This is a genomic window from Streptomyces fildesensis, assembly GCF_016107395.1.
GTDB classification, from domain to species: domain Bacteria; phylum Actinomycetota; class Actinomycetes; order Streptomycetales; family Streptomycetaceae; genus Actinacidiphila; species Actinacidiphila fildesensis.
Map to the genome: position 1 here is coordinate 148,715 of NZ_JAAIKO010000001.1, position 18,462 is coordinate 167,176.

Here is an 18,462-nt window from a genome sequence, read left to right on the forward strand (position 1 = left end):
CGGCTGTCGCCGGAATCGATCCTACGATAGACAGAGTCTAAGTCAAGAAGAGCACCATCCCCGGACTTATTCGGACCCCGGACCGAGCGCTGTTACGCTGCTGCGTATGAGTGACCTTCTGGAACGACTGCGCGAACGCGGCTGGCGGCTGACCGCCCAGCGGCGTGTCGTGGCCGAGGTCCTCGACGGCGACCACGTGCACCTGACCGCCGACGAGGTGCACGCCCGCGCCACATCCCGGTTGCCGGAGATCTCCCGGGCGACCGTCTACAACACCCTCGGTGAGATGGTGACCCTCGGTGAGGTCATCGAGGTCGCGACGGACGGCCGCGCCAAGCGGTACGACCCGAACGCGCACCACCCGCACCAGCACCTGATCTGCTCGCGCTGCGGCACGATCCGCGATGTCCACCCCGCCGGCGACCCGCTCGCGAGCCTCCCCGCGACCGAGCGCTTCGGCTTCACCATCGCCGACGTCGAGGTCACCTACCGCGGTCTGTGCCCCGACTGCTCCTGACGGGCGCGGCTCCCGCGTCCGGCGCCAGCCGCTCGGCCGCCCTGCGCACGGCCGGCTCGGTACGGGTCCTGCCCACCCAGACCGTTTCGGCGGGCACCTGCGCGGCCACCCGCGCCAGCGCCTCGAACACCTCCCTGGCCACCCCCGGATCGGGGTCGAGCACCAGTGGCGCCAGCAACCGCACCAGATCGTCCGCGGGCGCGAGCCGCCCCAGCGCCCGCACGGCACAGCGCCGTACCCGCGCCGGCCGGGCGACCGGCCCAGGCCCGGCTCCCGGCTCGGGTCCCGGCCCTGCTCCCGGCCCTGCTCCCGGCCCGGTGAAGCGCAACAGCACCGGTACGTCCGTCGCGTCGCCGCACTCCCCCAGGCCCGCCAGCAGACCGGCCACCAGCCCCGCCGGACCGCCGGGCCCGCACCGGCCGAGCTGTCTGCGGTAGACCCGGGCCGGCGGCTCACCGCGCCGGTACAGCTGCCACCGCGCCTGCGCCCGCACCATCCGGGCCGGATCGGCGAGCACGCTCACCAGGCGCGCGGCCGGCACGTCGACGGGCAGCGCCGCCACAGCGAGCTCCCGCACCGCCGCGCTGCGCGCCCACATCAGCCGTCCCGCCTGATCCGGATCGATCTCCAGCAGCCGTTCCGCGCACAGCCGCCGGCACACCTGGTCCCGGTCGCGCAGCGCGGTCCGCAGCAGGTCGCCGCGTACGTACTCCCCCAGTTCCAGGGCCAGTTCCATCCCGAAGCGGCGGGTCCGCGGATCACCGTCGGCGGCCAGCGCGCGGACCGCACGCCGGTACGCCGGCTCCGCGAGCACCGCGCGGTACCCGGCCGGCTGACCGCCCGCCCGGCGCCTGCCGCCCAGCCGCAGCAACAGCCGCAGGGCGGCGGCGACTTCGTCGGGCGCGGTCCGCGCGGGCAGCGCCGCCACGGCGCGCTCCCGTACGGCGGGCACCCAGTCGACCGTGCGCAGGGCCAGCGCCGCCGCGGCCAGCGGCCCGCCGACCCCGGTCAGCGCCTCCACCGCGGCCTGCCGGACGTGACCGTCGCGGTCCAGCGAGGCCAGCAGCAAGCGCAGCGGATCGGCGCCGCCAGGGCGGAGCGGCACCGACGGGGCGCCCCGGGCGCGGGCGCCGCGGTCCAGATGGGGCAGCAGCTCCGGAGGAGACCGCAGCAGCGCGTCGAGCGCCGCGGCACGGTCGTAGGGGAGGCCGCCGTCCACCGCGGCCCGCAGGGCGTCCAGCAGTGCCTCGACGGTCTCCGGCCGACCGGTCACGGCCGCCCGGCACAACCCGCTCCAGCGTTCCGCGTCGAGCACCGTGGCCGGCGCCGGCCCGTCACGCCGTCGCAGCACGGTCCGCCCAAACCGTCCGCGCAGCAACCCCGCCTCCTCGCACCGCGTAGAAGACCAGGATCGCGCCGGCAGGGAAGGCTTCCAAGGATGTTTGCGCGCTTTTGCCCGAACGATGTCCGAGGCACTACTCCGGGACGCTCCAGGGCCGCGTACCAGGGCTGCGTACCAGGACCGCGCAGCAAGGGGAACGACGAAGGCCCGGTTCCTGATTTCTCAGGAACCGGGCCTTGGTACTGAAGTAGCGGGGACAGGATTTGAACCTGCGACCTCTGGGTTATGAGCCCAGCGAGCTACCGAGCTGCTCCACCCCGCGCCGTTGTGTCCTCAATGTAGACCAGATGCGCTGAGCAGTGCAAATCAGTTCCCTTGCGGGCAAGGAGCGCGGGCAGCGACCGGGCCGGAGCCCGGCCGGGGCGGCCCTGCGACGCCGCGACCTACGCCGTGAGCTCGTGCTTCACGGCGTCGGTGAGCCGTGCGGCGCGCTCGGCGACCTCGGCAGGACCGCACTCGACCGCCCGCGCGCACCAGCCCTGGGCCTCGGCCAGCTCGCCGTGCCGGGCGGCGAGCAGCGCCATCCGCAGCGCCGCGCGGCCGTGGCCGGCGTCGGCGGCACGGGTCCACCACAGGGCGGCCTCGGGCTCGCTGCCCTCGCGGGCCAGCAGCAGTCCGAGGTTGAACGCGCCGTTGCGGCTGCCCGCCTCGGCGGCCTCGCGGTACCAGTGCGCCGCGTCCACCACGTCGCCGCGCTTGGCGGCGCACATGCCGAGCCGCACCTGGGCACGCCGGTGCCCCTGCCGGGCGGCGCGGCCGTACCACTCCTCGGCCTCCACCTCGGCCTCGTCGGTGTCCGCCCGGTCCAGCAGCGCGCCGAGCCGGAAGGCGGCCTCGGGGCTGCCGCCGCCCGCGGCGCACCGCAGATGGCGCTCGGCGCCGTGGCTGTCGCCCTCGCGCAGCAGCACGATGGCGACCTGGAGCGCGGCCTCGGTGTGGCCGGCCGCGGCGGCCCGCTCGTACCAGCCACGGGCGGCGGCCTCGTCGCCCCGGTTGGTGTGCAGGATGCCGAGGTTGAAGGCGGCGTCGACGCTGCCGGCCTCGGCCGCCTTGGAGAACCACGGTTCGGCGCCGGCCGCGTCTCCGCGCTGCAGCAGCAGGACGGCGAGCGCGTTGGCGGCCTCGCGGTGGCCGGCGTACGCGGCCTTGCGGTACCACTGCTCGGCCTGCGCGGTGCGGCCCTGGCCGGCGCAGAGCAGGCCGAGGTTGAACGCCCCGTTGATGTCGCCCGCCGCCAGGGCGCTGCGGTACCAGCGCTCGGCGGTCTGCGTCTCGCCCTCCTCGGCGTGCAGCGCTCCGAGCGCGTTGGCGGCGTTGCCGTCGCCCGCCTGGGCGGCGCGCCGCCACCAGGTGGCCGCGGAGTCCACATCGCCGGCGTCGCGCAGCAGGAAGGCGAGCGCGCAGGCGGCGCGCGCCTCACCGTCGCGGGCCGCGGTCAGGTACCAGTGGCCGGCTTCCTTGGTCTCGCCGCGCTCCTCCAGGAGCGTGCCGAGGCGCAGCGCGGCGCGGCGGTGCCGGCGCGCGGCTGCCTGCCGGTACCACTGCTCGGCCTCGCGCTCCTCGCCGCGCTCGGCGCAGATCCGCGCGATGCGGTACGAGGCCTCGCGGTGGCCGTGCTCGGCGGCGACCCGGAACCAGCGCTCGGCGCCGACGTCCCGCCGGTGGTCGAGCAGATCGGCCAGGGCGTACGCGCCCAGCGTGTGGCCCGACTCGGCTGCCTGGCGCAGCCAGTACTCGGCACCGGGCTCGTCGCCGCGCTCGCGGTAGTGCCGGCCCAGCGCGTGCGCGGCCGGGGCGGAACCCGCGACGGCGGCGATCCGCCACCAGTTGGCCGCCTCCTCCGGGTAGCCGCGCTGATGCAGCAGCAGGGCAAGGTTGTTGGCGGCCGCGCGGTCGCCGTTCGCGGTCGCGGCACGCAGATACGGCTCGGCCCCGTCCAGGTCGCCGCGGCGCAGCAGCAGGGTGCCCAGCGCGCTCATGGCGGCGGGGTCGCCGTGGTCGGCGGCCCGGCGGTGCCGGACCTCGATCTCGGCCTCCTCGCGGACCGCGAGGCTTTCCTCGTCGGCGAGTTCGGCGGCCTCGGAGGCCTCGGGCAGGTCGGAGAGCTCGGTCCTGTCGGTCCTGGCAACGGGAAGCGAATCGGCGGCGCGCGGCGCCGGCAGGAGACTGGTGACAGCCGGCACGAGCCTGGAAGCAGACGTCGACGTGTCACCCGTCGACCCTCGATCATGGATCTGACGAGTATTCAGCAGTCTTGCACCATCCCCCATAAGGTCCATCGTCGCACCACCCGTTACCGCCGTACACCTGGTATACCGCAACCCAATAGGTCACTTCAGCGTTTTGTCGACTTCCCGACTTGACGCCTTACCAAACGCAAAGCTCTGTGCGTCCCCCAAATAAGTGAAGAGGCCCGGAGTCTGTTGACTCCGAGCCTCTTCTGCAGTAGCGGGGACAGGATTTGAACCTGCGACCTCTGGGTTATGAGCCCAGCGAGCTACCGAGCTGCTCCACCCCGCGCCGTTGTGTCCCAACCGTACCACGGCGCGCGGTGTGTCTGATCAGCCCTTCTTTGCCGTCTTCTGCTCCGCTTCCGCCGCCCTCTGGAGTGCGGCGGCCAGATCCTTCTGCGTCTGGCCGTACTTGGCCCAGTCGCCGGCCTTCAGCGCCGCCTGGCCCGCGTCGAACGCCTTCTGCGCGTCCGCGAGCGCCGCGGCGACCGTCGGATCGGGTGTCGGCTTCGTGGGCTGCCCGGTACTCGGTGGTGGCTGGGTGGTCCCTTCGCTGCTGAACACCTCGTTCAGCGCCGCCTCAAGGGTGTCCTGGAAGCCGATCTGATTCCCGTAGGTCACCAGAACCTTCCTGAGGAGCGGGTAGTTGGTGCCCGCGCCCCTGACGTAGACCGGCTCCACGTACAGCAGGCCGCCGTTCAGCGGCACCGTGAGCAGGTTGCCGTACTCGACCGTCGAATCGCCCCCGCGTTTGAGCAGGTTGATCTGTGGCGCGACCTTGTTGTCGGAGTTGAGCTTGCTCTGCACCTGTTTCGGCCCGTCCACCGTGGTGTTCGGTGGCAGCTGGAGCAGTCTGATCGCGCCGTAGTCCTTGCTCGTCGCATCGGCGTCGACCGCCATGAACGCGCTGAGGTTGTCGCGCCCGTTGGGCGTGAACGTGGTCGTCAGCGAGAACGCCTGCGAGTTCTGGTCCGGCATCTTCAGGCTCAGGTAGTACGGCGGAACCGCCTTGCCGGTCTTCGCCGCCGGGTCGTCCGGGACCTGCCACACCTCGCTGCCGCTGTAGAACGTCGACGCGAGGGTCACGTGGTAGCGGGTCAGCAGCTGCCGCTGCACCTTGAACAGGTCCTGCGGGTACCGCAGGTGCGCCATCAGGTCAGGACTGATCTCGCTCTTGTCCTTGACCGTGCCGGGGAAGGCCTTCATCCAGGTCTTCAGCACCGGGTCCTTGGCGTCCCACTGGTACAGGGTGACCGTGCCGTCGTACGCGTCCACGGTCGCCTTGACCGAGTTGCGGATGTAGTTGACCTGGTTCTGCTGCGCGAGCACCGTGCGCTGGCCGTCGGTCAGCGAGTCGGCCGTGGTGTCACCCAGCGTGGTGCGGGAGGCGTACGGATAGCCGTTGGTGGTCGTGTAGGCGTCCACGATCCACTTCACATGGCCGTCGACGACCGACGGGTACGGGTCGCCGTCGATGGTGAGCCACGGCGCGACGGCCTCGACCCGCTCCTTGGGCGTCCGGTTGTAGAGCACCTTGGAGCCCTTGCCGATCGCCCCCGAGTACAGGATCTGCGGCTCACCGAAGCTCACCGCGTACGCGGCCCGCGTGATCGGGTTGTCGAGCCCGACGCCGCTCTTGCCGGTGTAGGTGTAGGCCTTCTCACCGCTGTTGTCGGTGTAGTCGATCTCCTTCGTCGGGCCGCCGACGATCGAGTACTGCTTGGTCTGCTCGCCGTAGTAGATCCGCTGCTGGTACTCGGGGAGGTTGCCGGTGGCCGGCAGGTCCTTCTCGGTGAAGTCCGGCGAGCCGTCCGGCAGCGCGTTCGTCCCCTTGGCCGCGACCATTCCGTACCCGTGGGTGTACTTGAAGTGGTCGTTGATCCAGTTGTTCTCGGGGATGCCGTTGACGTTCAGCTCGCGCAGGCCGACGACCGTGTCCTGCTCCTTCTTGTCGGTCGTGTACCGGTCGACGTCGAGCGTGGACGGGAAGGCGTAGTAGCCGCGGGTCTGCTGCAGCTGCTGGAAGGTCGGCGAGACCACGTTCGGGTCCAGCAGACGCACACTCGCCGTGGTGTTGGCGTCGGCCCGCAGGATGTCCTTGTTCGGCGTGGTGGGGGTCCCCGGATACGGGCTGACCTTGCTCCCGCCGATCCCGTAGGCCTCGCGGGTCGCGTCGATGTTCTTCTGGATGTACGGCGCTTCCTTGGCGGCCTCGTTCGGCTGCACCTGGAACTTCTGCACGATCGCCGGGTAGAGCCCGCCGATCAGGATCGCGGAGAGCACCATCAGACCGAAACCGATCATCGGCAGCGACCAGGTGCGCCGCCACAGCGTCGCGAAGAACAGCAGCGCGCAGATGATCGCGATGGCGAAGAGGATGTTCTTCGCCGGCAGATACGCGTTCGCGTCCACATAGCGCAGACCGGTCCAGCTGGTGGTGGCCTTGAAGTCGCTCGACTTCACCGCGAGCCCGTACCGGTCCAGCCAGTACGCGACGGCCTTGAGCGACACGAAGATGCCCAGCAGCACCGACAGGTGGCCGGTGGCCGCTGCCGTGGCCCGCCCGCCGGGCGAGGTGATCCGCAGACCGCCGTACAGGTAGTGCACCAGCGCGGCCGCCACCAGGCCGAGCACCACGGCCGCGAAGCCGAAGCTCAGCAGGAAGCGGTACCAGGGCAGGTCGAAGGCGTAGAACGCCACGTCCTTGTGGAACTGCGGATCCTTCGTGCCGAACTGCGTGGCGTTCGTGTACAGCAGCCACGTGCGCCACTGGCCGGACGCCGAGCCGCCCGCGATGAGGCCGACCATGGCGCAGACCGCGAGCAGCACCCACTTCTTGTAGGGCGCGATACCCATCCGGTATCGGTCCAGGCTCTGCTGCTCCAGCGACATCGCGCTGAGCGGCGGCCGGAGCCGGTGGGCCAGATAGATGTTGACGCCGACGGCCGCGGCCATCAGCAGGCCGAAGGTGAAGAACAGGCCGATCTTCGTCCACAGGGTGGTGGTGAAGACCGACGAATAATGGACCGAGCGGTACCAGAGCCAGTCCGTCCAGAAGCCCGCGAACATGACGAACGCGATGGCGAGCACGATCAGCGCGCCAAGCGTCATCAGTAGCGTCCGCGTACGCCGGGACGGACGGCCGAGTCTGATCCGCGGCCCCGTCGGACCTCCGCCGCGATCCGGCATCTGGAATACCAAGGTGCGCACCTCGAAAGTTCGGTGTCTACGGGCGTCCCGGGTCGGACCCCCACTGGTGCAACTTACTCACGCTTTACTCGGTTCCCGATTTTGGCCTGGGAACAGGCAGGATATTGACCATGTCCAACATTGCGACCGATGGAGCACCTCTCGCGGCGAGCCCGCTGACCCGTGCCGTACTGGAGATCGACGAATATGCGTCCGGTCTCGGCTGGGACCGGCCCGCGCGGCTGTTCGCCCTGGTCGACACCGCACGCCTGCGTACACAGGAACCGGGCCTGGCCGATCAGCTGGGGCTCGCGGAGAAGAACGCCGGGGCGCTGACCCCGGTCGAGCAGGACGAGCTGCCCGAAGGCAAGGCGCTGGACGAGTTCCTCGCCACCATCGCCTGGCCGGACGTCATCGCCGGCTGCGCCATGACGGTGGAGCGGCTGATGCTGCCGCCGTCCGCGGAGGCGGCGATCCCCGAGGGGCTGAACGACGCCAAGCTGGCGAAGTGGGTCGCCGAGCACCCGGAGCGCCAGGAGGTGCGGATGACGGTGGCCGTGCTGCGCAACGGTGCCCGCGAGTCCGCCATCAGGCTCCGGTCCAAGGACACCGCCACCGAGGTCCTGACCGGCTCCGACCTGGTACCGGGCCTGGCCGAGGCACTGGCCGCCACCTTCGAGAGCTGAGAACGGGCGCGCAGCCGGGCAGGTCCGTGACGGGCCCGCCCGGCCAGGACCTGTCCGGCCGGTCACGAAGGCCGGGCAGGCCCCAGCGGGTCAGTTCTTCGAGCAGCTCGGCAGGGCGTCCGTCTTGTCGGCCTTGATGTTCTCCAGGGCAGACATGGCGTCGTCGATCGTGCTCACCTTGACGAGGGTGAGGCCGGAGGGGATGTCCTTGGCGGCCTCGGCACAGTTGTCGGCCGGGGTCAGGAAGTACTGCGCGCCCTGCCCGCGGGCCCCGATCGTCTTGAGGCCGATACCGCCGATCGGGCCCACCTTGCCGTTGTCGTCGATCGTGCCGGTGCCGGCCACGAACTTCCCGCCGGTCATGTCGCCCGGGGTGAGCTTGTCGACGATGCCGAGGGCGAACATCAGGCCCGCGCTCGGGCCGCCGACATCGGCGAGCTTGATGTCGATCGTGAACGGGAAGAGGTGCTCGACACCGGCCTGGATACCGACGACCGCCCGCGCCTTGCCGTCGTCGGCCGACTTCCGGGTGGTGACCACGACCTCCTTGGTCGCGCCGTCCTTCTTCTTGGCCGCTTCCTCCGGGATGACGGTGAAGACGACGTTCTCGCCCGGCTGGTGCTTGGTGACGAGCTTGGCGACATCGCCCGGCTCCTTCACCTCGGTGCCGTCCACGGCCTTGATCACGTCGCCGGCGTGCAGCTTGCCCTCGGAGGCGCTGTCCTTGACGACCGCGCCCACGATGACGCGGGAGGAGACCGCGATGTTCAGCTTCTTGAGCGCCGAGACCTTGGCACTGTCCTGGGACTGGGTGAACTCCTCGGCGTTCTGCTGATCGGCCTGCTCGGCGGTCTGGCCCTGCGGGTAGAGGGTGTCGTGCTCGACGACCTTCTCGTCATGGCCGATCCAGCCGACCACGGCCTCCACCAGGTTCATCCGGTAGTCGGCGCCGGTCACCCTGACGGTGGTCATGTTGAGATGACCGGTCGTCGGATAGGTCTGGTGCCCGGAAATCTGCAGAACCGGTTCACCCCCGTGGTCGCCGAGGGTGTTGACGGTCGGCCCGGGAGACATCTCGGCGTACGGCGCCGGCGTCAGCAGGGCGACGCACAGCAGCGCTATCAGCGTCAGGGTCGAGGCGATCAGCGTCGCGGTGCGGCGTGGCATGCCACGAATGTACGGGACCGGTCCGACAAACGGCCCGCTGGGCCGGTCCGTAGCGGCGGGGGCGTCCGCGGCCCGGTTAACCGGAATGCGACTTCTGCATCGCCTCGCGGAAGCGCTCGTAGTCCGCCAGCGAGGAGCCGTCCCCGGTTGCCCGGGTGCGCGCGGCCCAGCTGCCCCAGACGGTGGCAACGAGCACGGCGACAAGCGGAATGAGCAACCAAGCGAGCGCTGCCATGAAGGACTCCCGACCCCGCGTACGCCAATTATGGACCTATGAGCAGATTAGCTACCCAGTAGGACAACGGTCGGGGCGGGTGGGGAGTTACGCAACCGGAGAGGCTGCCGGTACGGCGCTACGCGCCCACCCACTCTTCTTGGCCGTCGGCGAAGGTCTGGTGCTTCCAGATCGGCACTTCGGCCTTGAGCTCGTCGATCAGCCGCCGGCAGGCCTCGAACGCCTCGCCGCGGTGCGGACACGAGACTGCCACGACGACCGCCAAATCGCCCACTTGGAGGTCACCCACACGGTGTACCGCGGCGAGCGCCCGGACCGGGAACTCCGCCGCGATCTTCTCCGCGATCCGCCGCATCTCCGCTTCCGCGGTGGGGTGCGACGAGTAGCCGAGACCCGTCACCTCGGCGCCGGAACCGCCGTCGTGGTCCCGTACGGTCCCGACGAACAGCGCCGTACCCCCCGCGGCCTCGTGCCCGACGGCCGCGAAGACCTCGTCCACGGACAGGGGCGTGTCGCGGATCTCCAGGAGCCGGATCGGGTTCTGCGCGTCAGCGTGCGTCGGTGCCATGCGGCACATGCTGCCTCATCCGCCCGCGATGCGGAAGTTCGATTCCGGTGGTTGGTCCGCCGGGGGTGGCGGCGCTTCCCGGAGCCGTAGCGGGAGCCCTACCGGAGCCGTGTACGACCTAGATTCCGCGCCGCTTGCGGGCCCGGCGCACCAGCGCGGCCGTGCCCACCAGGGCGACCGTCGCGCCTGCCGCGCCCAGGGTGGTGGCGTCCTTGCGGCCCAGCCGGCGGCCCGCGACGGAGTTCCGGCCCGCGACCTCCTCCAGGAGCTGGGCCAGCACCTCCTCGTTGGTCCACTGGGGGCGCCAGCCCGCCTCGTGCAGCCGGCTGCCGCTGACCACCCACGGGTGCATCGTGTACGCCAGGTCGCCGGCCGGGGACGGGGTGAGGCCGAGGCGGTGCAGGCGGGAGGCGGCACCGAAGGCGATGGCCGGCGGCAACTCCATCCGGCGGATGCCCGACAGCTCCTCGACCTCCTCCTGCTCCAGCCAGCCGTCACAGCCGACGGCCATCTCCCCGTCGACCTTCTCCAGCACCGCGTACTCCAGTGCCGACACCAGGTCCTCGACGTGGCAGAACTGCCAGCAGGGCCGGCTGCCCGCCACCACCAGGAGCCGGGGCGACTCGAAATACCTGGTCAGCGCGGTGTCCGTGCCACCGACCAGCACGGCGGGGCGCAGGATCGTGACGTTCAGCCCAGGGTGGGCACGCGGCGCGCGGCGGCCCAGCCGTTCGATCTCCAGCAGGTCGTCGACGAAGCTGGCCTCGGCGGTGGCGCGCAGCGGGGCGTCCTCCGCGAGCGGCACGTCGTTGTCGGCCTGGGCGCCGTAGACCATCGCCGAGGTGCACAGCACCGCACGGCGCACCCCGGCGGCGGCCGCCGCGGTGAGCACCGTCTGGGTGCCCCGCACGTTGAAGGCGGTACGCGCCTTGGGGTCGGACTCCAGATCGAGGTCGAGACCGAGATGGACGACGACGTCGACGCCGCGCAGTTTCTCGGCGATGGCGGGGTCGCGTACGTCGAGCACCCGCCAGGTCGCTCCGGGCACGTCCCCGCGGCGTTCGTCGATCGCGACGACCTTCTTGACCTCGTCGGACTCGACGAGACGCAGCGCGAGCAGACGGCCGAGGCCGGACGCCGCACCGGTGATCGCCACCACAGGGCCCGCGGGGGCCTTGGACGGGCTCCGCTCTGGGCGAACGTGTGCTTCTGGGGAACTCACCGGGTGTCTCCCACGGTTGTTTCTGGTACGAGGTGCGCACTTGGTACGCAGCCATCCTGCCTGACTGGTGTCTAGGCTGGAGGTACAGCCCACAAGACACAGCCCCAACACATAGAGCCGAGGAAACCCGTGAGCGACCACCCATTCGGATTCGGCGTCCCTCCCGAGGAGCCCGAGGACGGGGACGAGGGCAAGAACCAGCGCGGCGACCGGCCGGGGCAGGGGCCTGCCGACAATCCCTTCGGTTTCGGTGGCGTGAACCCGTTCGGTGGCGCCGGCGGGGACAACCCGTTCGCCGCGATGTTCGGCTCCCTGAACCCCAACGATCTCGGTGCCGCCTTCCAGCAGCTCGGCCAGATGCTCTCGTACGAGGGCGGCCCGGTGAACTGGGACATGGCCAAGGACATCGCACGCCAGACCGTCGCGCAGGGCACCGCGGACGGCGTCAAGGACGCGAGCGTCGGCCCGGCCGAGCGCTCCTGGGTCTCCGAGGCCATCCGGCTGGCCGACCTGTGGCTGGACGGGGCGACGTCGCTGCCCTCCGGCTCGGGCAGCGCTGTGGCGTGGAGCCGCGCCGAATGGGTCGAGGCGACCCTGCCGGCGTGGAAGGAACTGGTGGACCCGGTCGCGGAGCGGGTCGGCGCCGCCATGGGCGATGTGCTCCCCGAGGAGATGCAGGCCATGTCCGGGCCGCTGCTCGGCATGATGCGCTCCATGGGCGGAGCGATGTTCGGCAGCCAGATCGGCCAGGCGCTGGGCACCCTGGCGGGCGAGGTGGTCGGCTCCACCGACGTCAGCCTCCCGCTCGGCCCGGCCGGCAAGGCCGCGCTGCTCCCCGCGAACATCGCGGCCTTCGGTGAGGGCCTCGGCGTCCCGCAGGAGGAGGTGCGGCTGTACCTGGCGCTGCGCGAGGCCGCCCATCAGCGGCTCTTCGCCCATGTGCCGTGGCTGCGGGCGCATCTGTTCGGCGCCGTCGAGGGTTACGCACGGGGCATCAAGGTCGACACGGCGAAGCTGGAGGACGCGGTCGGCCAGCTCGACCCGTCGAACCCCGAGGCCATGCAGGAAGCGCTGGCGCAGGGCATGTTCCAGCCCGAGGACACCCCCGAGCAGAAGGCCGCCCTGGCCCGGCTGGAAACGGCGCTCGCGCTCGTCGAGGGCTGGGTGGACGCGGTCGTGCACGCCGCCGCCGCGCCGCATCTGCCGTCCGCCGCCGCGCTGCGCGAGACGCTGCGCCGCCGCCGGGCGACCGGTGGCCCCGCCGAGCAGACGTTCGCGACGCTCATCGGTCTGGAGCTGCGCCCGCGCCGGCTGCGGGACGCCTCCCGGCTGTGGGCCTCGCTGACCGACGCCCGCGGTGTCGACGGCCGCGACGGCCTGTGGGAGCACCCGGACATGCTGCCCACCGCGGAGGACCTGGACGACCCGGACGGCTTCGTGCACCGCGAGTCCGCCGACTTCTCCGAGCTCGACAAGATGCTCGGCGAGGCCGCCGAGAAGCGGCTGACCAAGGACGAGCCGAAGAAGTCGGACGACGGTCCCAGCGCTTCCGACGAGACCAAGGACGACGAGGGCAAGTGAGTCTGCACGCGGACGCGGTGCGCGTCCTGAAGGACTGGGACGCGCCGGACGCCGGTCAGGAACAGCTGCGGCTGGAGTACCTCGACCATCTCGACAGCAGTCCCGACGGCATGTGGAAGGCCTCGCAGCCGGGGCACATCACCGCCAGCGCGCTGGTGGTGGACCCGGTGACCGGGCGGGTGCTGCTGACGCTGCACAAGAAGCTGAAGATGTGGCTCCAGATGGGCGGCCACTGCGAGCCGGAGGACGCCACTCTGGCGGCCGCCGCGCTGCGTGAGGCCACCGAGGAGTCCGGCATTCCCGGGCTGACGCTGCTGCGTCCTGAGCCGGTGAACCTGGACCGGCACTCCACGCCCTGCGCCTGGCATCTGGATGTGCAGTACGCGGCGGTCGCGCCGGCCGGCGCGGTCGAGGCGATCAGCGAGGAGTCGCTGGACCTGCGCTGGTACGGCTACGACGAGGTCGGCTCGGTCGCCGACGGTTCGGTGGAGACACTGCTGGCCCGTACCCGCGCGCTGCTCTGAGGCGGCGCGCGGGCACGGCCCGTACGTACGGCAGGATCAGCGGTTGTTGGTCCAGATGTTGCCCAGGTTCTGGGCGTGGGCGCCCGCCTGGCCCACCCCGAACTGGGCCCGCAGGCCCTGGCCGATCTCCGCGTTCTGCGGCGGCATCAGCTCGCTGGGCTGCACCAGGACGTATCCCTGGCCCACGAAGTTGAGCTCCCAGCCCTCTCCGGTGTTGCCGCGCCGGCGGTAGACCGAGGAACTGCTGGTCTGCGCCTGCATCTGGACCCGCAGCGAGGAGGACCAGGCGACCACCGCGTCGGCGTCGCAGGAGACGTACTTGTCCGGGGTCACCGGCATCAGCAGCGGCTTGCCCGAGGTCATCAGCGCGACCTTGCCCTGGCCCGAGATGTTCAGGTTGTAGGCGCCGGTGCCGGACAGGCCGAACTGGCTGTCCACGGCGATCACGTCCCAGTGCAGCCCGGAGTCGAGGGCGAGCACATAGGCGCTGTCCACGGTGAGGCCGTCATGGTCGACGTCCACGACGTGGATGTGCTGGGCCAGGTTGGCGAGGTAGACCGTGCCCTGCCCGGAGCAGCGCATCAGGTCCAGGCCCTCGCCGGTGGCCATGCGCGCGCCGCCCTGGTTGCGTGACTGGTACTCGCCGTCGAATTCGATCATGCCCTGGTAGGCGACCATCGCGCCCTTGCGGGCGAGACAGTCACGGCCGGAGTTGCCCTCCAGCTTGACCCGCAACAGGTACGGATTCTGGAGTGCGTAGAGGTCGTTCGACTGGACCTCGGTGTTCGCGAAAAGCGGGCTCTGCATATCGGTCGCTCCCCCTCAGCCCCGTGCCCGGAGGCGGTCTGTGCTGTCCTCGCTGGGCTGTACCACCACGAAGCCCTGGCCGGAGAACGCGATCTGGAACGCCTCGCCGCTGCCCCGCCCGATCAGGGAGGACGCCTTGAAGCTGCGCTTGGCCTTCATCTTGAGCCCCGACGACCAGGCGACGAGTGCGTCCGGGTCGACGTAGGTCTCGTCGGCGCCGCTTCCGCAGTCGACGACGATCGGTGTGCCGCGGGAGGTGATGGCGACCCAGCCGGTGCCCTTCACCCCCACGTTGAACAGGCCCTGGCCGGCGAACTTGGCGAGCCCCTTGACCCGCTCGACGCCCCACTGGAGGTGCGCGTCGAAGGCGAGCAGGTTGGTGCCGTTGACCGACAGGGACTCGTTGTTGAGATTGACGCACACCACGTCGGCGCCGTAGTCGGCCAGATAGAGCAGGCCGTCGCCGGTGCACTTCATCAACGGGGCGCCCTCACCGGTGAGCCACTGCGAGGCCATCTGCCGGACGGCCGGCGGATTGGGCTCGTACTGGACGAAGCCCTCGTACGCGACCATCGAGCCGGTACGGGCGAACAGGTCCTGGCCGGTCTGCATGGCGACCTTGAGCATCGCCGAGCCGTGGGTCTCCATCCGGGCGGACACCGGGGTCGGTGCGTAGCCCGCGATCATCTGCTGGTCCATTGCGGGTCACACCTCGTAGGGCTGGACGACGATGAAGTTGCCGGGAGCGCCGCGGAACTGGAGGTTCACGGTCTCTCCGCTGTGGCCGGGGTAGGCGTTCCTCCGCAGCCGGACCTGGCTGGAGATGATCACCTGGGAGGCCGCCGACCAGGCGACGATCGCATTGCAGTCCGCGTACGTGGTCGGGGTGACGGGCAGCACCACGGGGGTGCCATGGGTCTTGACGATGATCGTTCCGGTGCCCTGGAACTGCATCGTGAACAGCGCGCCGCCGGGGATGCCGTGGCCCTCGATCCTGCGCACCTCGTACTGCAGGCTCTCGTCGAAGGCGAGCACGTTCTCCGAGGAGACGCAGATGGCATCGCCCTGGAGTTCGATCGGGTGCAGGTGGGCGCCGTTCTCCGCGAAGAAGACCTGGCCCTGGCCGGTGCAGCGCATCAGCTGCATCTCCTGGCCGGTGGCGCCGCCGACGATCCGGCCGGCGAACCCGGCACCCTTGTAGCTGTATTCGACCTTGCCCTGGTACAGAACCATGCTGCCCTGGCGGGCGAGCACCGGCTGGCCGCCGGCCTGCGAGAGGTCGGCCCGCATCATCTTGTTGTTCTGCTGCGTCCACCGCTGGCCGGTGGGCGTCTCACGGAACTTCTGCATGGCGCCGGAGATCCCGCCGGCCGGCTGGCCCGCCTGCGGCTGGCCGTACGGTGCCGGCTGGCCCGGTACCTGGCCGAACTGCGGCTGGCCCGGCGGCTGGCCGAACTGCGGCTGCCCGTACTGCGGCGGGCCGGGCGGCTGGCCGAACTGCTGGCCGGGCACCTGTCCGGGGGGCGGCTGCGGCGGCGGGACCTGGCCGAACTGCGGCTGGCCGGGCGCCTGCGGCGGAGTGACCAGCGGCGCGATCATGGTCTGCTGCTGGTGGATGGACGGGTTGCCCGGGGGCGGCGTGAACCCCTGCCCGGCGGCGGGAGCGCCGAACGAGGGGGCGGGCGCGGCACCGCCGGGCGGCGGTGCGAAGCCCGGGGCCCCGGCCTGCTGCGGAGGCGCGGCGGCCGGCGCCTCTTCGGCGACCTCGCCGCCGAAGTTGCGCAGCAGCGCGTCCAGTCCGCCGTCGAAGCCCTGGCCGACGGCGGCGAAGCGCCAGACGTCCTTGAGGTACACATCGGCGAGCATCACCGCGCGCTCGGTGCTGAACTCGGCGCCGGTGAAGGTGTAGCGCGCGACTTCCTCACCGCCGGCGACGATACGGATGTACCCGGGTCCGACCTGCGACATCTGGCCGTTGCCGTCGATGGTCGCGGTGAAGGAGAGCTTGCGGATCTTGGGGGGAATCCGGTCGAGCGTCACACGGAAGGACTCGCTGTCCCCCGCCTGCGCGCCGAGCTGCTGGATGGATTCCTCGGGCGACTTGGGCTGGTTGAAGAAGATGAAGTAACTGTCGTCGGACAGCTGCTCCTTCTCGTCGAGCCCGAAGCAGCTGATGTCGAACGACAGGCCGGGTCCGGCGATCTGCACACCGATGTACAGATCCGTCCCCGCCGTGAGATCACTGATCTTGGCCTTGTGGCCACGCTGGAATTCCCTGGCCATACGAACGACCGTCCCCCATCCCGTAAATGCATGTGCGTTGCGACAGGCTAGCCCCTGGCCCCGACAGCGGCTATTCCTCGCGGGCGGTGGGCAGCTCCGGCAGCCGGCCGGCCGCCACGACCCCCTCGAGATATCCGCGGGCCCGTTCGGTCCGCGGATACGACTCCAGCAGCTTCCAGAAGCTCGGGCCGTGGCCCGGTACCAGCAGATGCGCGAGTTCGTGCAGCAGAACGTAGTCGATGACGTACTCGGGCATGCCCTGCAGCCGGTGGGAGAGACGGATGCTGCCCTCGGAGGGGGTGCAGGACCCCCAGCGGGAGTTCTGGTTGGTGACCCAGCGGACGGTGTCCGGTTCCGCTCGGGCGTCCAGATACTGCTCGGAGAGCTGGGCGGCGCGGGTGAAGAGCTCGTCGTCGCCGAGCATCCGCTTGCTCTCCTGCGCCGCGAGTTTCTCGAGCATCACCGTCACCCAGCGTTGCTCCTCGGCGACCGACATCCGGGCCGGAATGAGGACGACGGTGCGGTCCCCCTCGCGGTAGGCCGAGACCGTCCGGCGCCTTCGGGCGCTGCGGCGCACTTCGACCTCACTCGTCCGGGAGGTGAGGGACTGCTGGCTGGAGAGGTCATGCGCGGGGTCGGCGGACACGCTCCGACGTTACCGGGTGGGGGTCCGCGAAGTCCCGTCCCCAGGCCGGTCGGCGAGGGAATCACCTCGCTTCGTGCGCATATTGAACGACTATCCCTCACAACCTGTGGATAACTTTTCGTCACCGTCGGCGTCCGCGTGCATTCTGTGACTGCCGCATTACAGCGATGCGGAAACTGGTGCGGATCTTGAATGGATTCGCGGTGATCCACCGGGGGTGGCCATGCGTCCCATGCTCAAAACCGCCATGCGGCGCAGTTGGCGCAACCGCGAGAGCGTGCAGTTCGGAATTGATCCGGCGCACGCGGTCGTCCTGGACTCGGTCGACGGCGCGGCGGCGGGATTCCTGGATCTGCTGGACGGCACCCGCGGGGCGGCCCTGCTGACCCGGGACGCCGAGGCGCTGGGGCTGGGAGCGCAGCAGGTCCGGCAGTTGCTGGGGCTGCTCGCCGAGGGCGGTGTGCTGGACGATGCGGCGGCGCATGCCCGGCTGTCCGAGGCGGTCCGGCACCGGACGGCGGCGATCGACCGGCTGCGGCCCGACCTTGCCGCGCTGTCCGTCGTGCACGCGGGTCCCGGCGGCGCGGCCGGCCGGATGCGGGACCGGCGGGCGGCGCGGGTGCGGGTCCGCGGCGCGGGCCGGGTCGGGGCGGCCGTCGCCGCGCTGCTGTCGGCGGCCGGCGTCGGCCGGGTGGAGGTGCTGGACGGCGGACGGGTCGAGCCGTGGGACGTGAGCCCGGGCGGCATCCCGGCCGAGCACATCGGTGACCGGCGGGACGCGGCCGCCCGCGGGGCGGTGCGCCGGGCCGCGCCCGATCCGCGCGCGGCGGCGCTCGGCCGCCGGGGACCCCGGGCCGGGCGCGGGCCCGGACAGGAGCCGGAGGATTCCCGGCTCTCGCTGGTCGTGGTGGCCCCGCGCGACGGGCTGGCGGCCTACGCTCCGGAGCCCCGGGAGGCGGAACGGCTGCTCGCGGCGGGCATCCCGCACCTCTATACGGGCGTCGTCGAAGGCATGGGAGTGGTCGGCCCGCTCGTCGTTCCGGGGCGTACCGGCTGTGCGGGCTGTCTGGCGCTGCGGCTGGCGGACGCGGATCCCGCGTGGCCGCGGATGCTCGCCCAGCTCCGATCGGGCCGGGCGCCCGCGGTTCCGGCCTGCGACATCGCCCTGGCGACGACGGTCGCGGGGCTCGCCGCCGCCCATGCGCTGGCCTTCCTCGACGGCGGAAGTCCGCCGAGTTCCGGGGCCCGGGTGGAGATCGCGCTGGCCCGGCTGTCCATGGAAGTACGACCGGTTCCCGGTGACATCAGATGCGGTTGTGGTGCGGGAAATGACCCGAGGGTGGTGCTGCCCGCCGCGCCGCGAGTGCGGAGAGGCACAATGGCCGGGTGACCGACGGGAATGAG

16 protein-coding genes and 2 tRNA genes are annotated in these 18,462 nt (G+C 71.1%); 5 read left to right on the forward strand and 13 right to left on the reverse strand.

Features of this window, described 5'->3' with window-relative positions:
- The first annotated feature begins 106 nt into the window (after positions 1-106).
- The gene (locus tag C6N31_RS00610; RefSeq protein WP_138350940.1) at positions 107-517 is read left to right on the forward strand and encodes a Fur family transcriptional regulator; all 411 of its coding nucleotides are present in this window, start codon (positions 107-109) and stop codon (positions 515-517) included.
- Here the strand turns inward: C6N31_RS00610 and C6N31_RS00615 are convergent.
- The 5 genes from C6N31_RS00615 to C6N31_RS00635 form a co-directional block, all read right to left on the reverse strand.
- Positions 483-1,868 carry a hypothetical protein gene (locus C6N31_RS00615; protein ID WP_138350941.1) on the reverse strand — a complete coding sequence of 462 codons (1,386 nt, stop codon included), beginning with the start codon at positions 1,866-1,868 and terminating at the stop codon, positions 483-485. The two genes, C6N31_RS00610 and C6N31_RS00615, sit on opposite strands and share 35 nt — an antisense overlap.
- Before the next feature lie 239 nt (positions 1,869-2,107).
- Positions 2,108-2,181, reverse strand: a tRNA-Met gene (locus C6N31_RS00620).
- A 121-nt stretch (positions 2,182-2,302) separates the two neighbouring features.
- Positions 2,303-4,198, reverse strand: a complete 1,896-nt coding sequence (locus tag C6N31_RS00625) for a tetratricopeptide repeat protein (RefSeq protein ID WP_138350942.1) — start codon at positions 4,196-4,198, stop codon at positions 2,303-2,305.
- A 167-nt stretch (positions 4,199-4,365) separates the two neighbouring features.
- Positions 4,366-4,439 (reverse strand) — tRNA-Met (locus tag C6N31_RS00630).
- Between the two features lie 41 nt (positions 4,440-4,480).
- The gene (locus tag C6N31_RS00635; protein WP_164299437.1) at positions 4,481-7,339 is read right to left on the reverse strand and encodes a UPF0182 family membrane protein; all 2,859 of its coding nucleotides are present in this window, start codon (positions 7,337-7,339) and stop codon (positions 4,481-4,483) included.
- A gap of 131 nt (positions 7,340-7,470) precedes the next feature.
- Here C6N31_RS00635 and C6N31_RS00640 point away from each other — a divergent pair, with 131 nt between their 5' ends.
- Positions 7,471-8,025: a PPA1309 family protein gene (locus C6N31_RS00640; RefSeq protein WP_203675294.1), complete on the forward strand. Its 555-nt coding sequence runs from the start codon at positions 7,471-7,473 to the stop codon at positions 8,023-8,025.
- A gap of 90 nt (positions 8,026-8,115) precedes the next feature.
- On the opposite strand, the gene C6N31_RS00645 is transcribed toward C6N31_RS00640, so the two are convergent.
- The 4 genes from C6N31_RS00645 to C6N31_RS00660 all read right to left on the reverse strand — a co-directional run bounded on the left by C6N31_RS00645 (position 8,116) and on the right by C6N31_RS00660 (position 11,217).
- Positions 8,116-9,192: a YlbL family protein gene (locus C6N31_RS00645; protein ID WP_138350944.1), complete on the reverse strand. Its 1,077-nt coding sequence runs from the start codon at positions 9,190-9,192 to the stop codon at positions 8,116-8,118.
- 76 nt (positions 9,193-9,268) lie between these two features.
- Positions 9,269-9,427 carry a hypothetical protein gene (locus C6N31_RS00650; protein WP_187145007.1) on the reverse strand — a complete coding sequence of 53 codons (159 nt, stop codon included), beginning with the start codon at positions 9,425-9,427 and terminating at the stop codon, positions 9,269-9,271.
- A gap of 118 nt (positions 9,428-9,545) precedes the next feature.
- Positions 9,546-10,004 (reverse strand): molybdenum cofactor biosynthesis protein MoaE, encoded by a 459-nt coding sequence (locus C6N31_RS00655; RefSeq protein WP_138350945.1) that lies wholly within the window; start codon positions 10,002-10,004, stop codon positions 9,546-9,548.
- Positions 10,005-10,113: 109 nt separating this feature from the next.
- Positions 10,114-11,217 (reverse strand): NAD-dependent epimerase/dehydratase family protein, encoded by a 1,104-nt coding sequence (locus C6N31_RS00660; protein ID WP_138350946.1) that lies wholly within the window; start codon positions 11,215-11,217, stop codon positions 10,114-10,116.
- A gap of 129 nt (positions 11,218-11,346) precedes the next feature.
- On the opposite strand from C6N31_RS00660, the gene C6N31_RS00665 reads away from it, so the two are divergent.
- Together C6N31_RS00665 and C6N31_RS00670 are read left to right on the forward strand one after the other, a co-directional pair.
- Positions 11,347-12,798: a zinc-dependent metalloprotease gene (locus C6N31_RS00665; protein ID WP_138350947.1), complete on the forward strand. Its 1,452-nt coding sequence runs from the start codon at positions 11,347-11,349 to the stop codon at positions 12,796-12,798.
- Positions 12,795-13,322, forward strand: coding sequence for an NUDIX hydrolase (locus tag C6N31_RS00670; protein WP_138350948.1), 528 nt, complete (start codon positions 12,795-12,797; stop codon positions 13,320-13,322). Before C6N31_RS00665 ends, C6N31_RS00670 begins: the two co-directional genes overlap by 4 nt.
- A gap of 36 nt (positions 13,323-13,358) precedes the next feature.
- Here the strand turns inward: C6N31_RS00670 and C6N31_RS00675 are convergent, their stop codons facing one another.
- From C6N31_RS00675 to C6N31_RS00690, 4 genes are all read right to left on the reverse strand, one after another.
- Entirely contained in the window at positions 13,359-14,129 is a 771-nt protein-coding gene (locus C6N31_RS00675; protein ID WP_138350949.1) for an AIM24 family protein, read from the reverse strand.
- A gap of 15 nt (positions 14,130-14,144) precedes the next feature.
- Positions 14,145-14,828 (reverse strand): AIM24 family protein, encoded by a 684-nt coding sequence (locus C6N31_RS00680; RefSeq protein ID WP_138350950.1) that lies wholly within the window; start codon positions 14,826-14,828, stop codon positions 14,145-14,147.
- Positions 14,829-14,834: 6 nt separating this feature from the next.
- Entirely contained in the window at positions 14,835-16,412 is a 1,578-nt protein-coding gene (locus C6N31_RS00685; protein WP_198356996.1) for a TerD family protein, read from the reverse strand.
- A gap of 70 nt (positions 16,413-16,482) precedes the next feature.
- Positions 16,483-17,058: a M48 metallopeptidase family protein gene (locus tag C6N31_RS00690; protein WP_138350952.1), complete on the reverse strand. Its 576-nt coding sequence runs from the start codon at positions 17,056-17,058 to the stop codon at positions 16,483-16,485.
- Between the two features lie 223 nt (positions 17,059-17,281).
- Between C6N31_RS00690 and C6N31_RS00695 the strand changes: the two genes are divergently transcribed.
- Complete coding sequence (locus C6N31_RS00695; RefSeq protein WP_198356997.1) at positions 17,282-18,448, forward strand: TOMM precursor leader peptide-binding protein; 1,167 nt, start codon at positions 17,282-17,284, stop codon at positions 18,446-18,448.
- Positions 18,449-18,462 lie beyond the last annotated feature (14 nt).

Coding starts and splice junctions, on each gene's coding strand:
- C6N31_RS00610 (WP_138350940.1), top strand. CDS start 107: ATGAGTGACCTTCTGGAACGACTGCGCGAACGCGGCTGGCGGCTGACC.
- C6N31_RS00625 (WP_138350942.1), bottom strand. CDS start 4,198: ATGGACCTTATGGGGGATGGTGCAAGACTGCTGAATACTCGTCAGATC.
- C6N31_RS00635 (WP_164299437.1), bottom strand. CDS start 7,339: ATGCCGGATCGCGGCGGAGGTCCGACGGGGCCGCGGATCAGACTCGGC.
- C6N31_RS00640 (WP_203675294.1), top strand. CDS start 7,471: ATGTCCAACATTGCGACCGATGGAGCACCTCTCGCGGCGAGCCCGCTG.
- C6N31_RS00645 (WP_138350944.1), bottom strand. CDS start 9,192: ATGCCACGCCGCACCGCGACGCTGATCGCCTCGACCCTGACGCTGATA.
- C6N31_RS00650 (WP_187145007.1), bottom strand. CDS start 9,427: ATGGCAGCGCTCGCTTGGTTGCTCATTCCGCTTGTCGCCGTGCTCGTT.
- C6N31_RS00655 (WP_138350945.1), bottom strand. CDS start 10,004: ATGTGCCGCATGGCACCGACGCACGCTGACGCGCAGAACCCGATCCGG.
- C6N31_RS00675 (WP_138350949.1), bottom strand. CDS start 14,129: ATGCAGAGCCCGCTTTTCGCGAACACCGAGGTCCAGTCGAACGACCTC.
- C6N31_RS00680 (WP_138350950.1), bottom strand. CDS start 14,828: ATGGACCAGCAGATGATCGCGGGCTACGCACCGACCCCGGTGTCCGCC.
- C6N31_RS00685 (WP_198356996.1), bottom strand. CDS start 16,412: ATGGCCAGGGAATTCCAGCGTGGCCACAAGGCCAAGATCAGTGATCTC.
- C6N31_RS00695 (WP_198356997.1), top strand. CDS start 17,282: ATGCGTCCCATGCTCAAAACCGCCATGCGGCGCAGTTGGCGCAACCGC.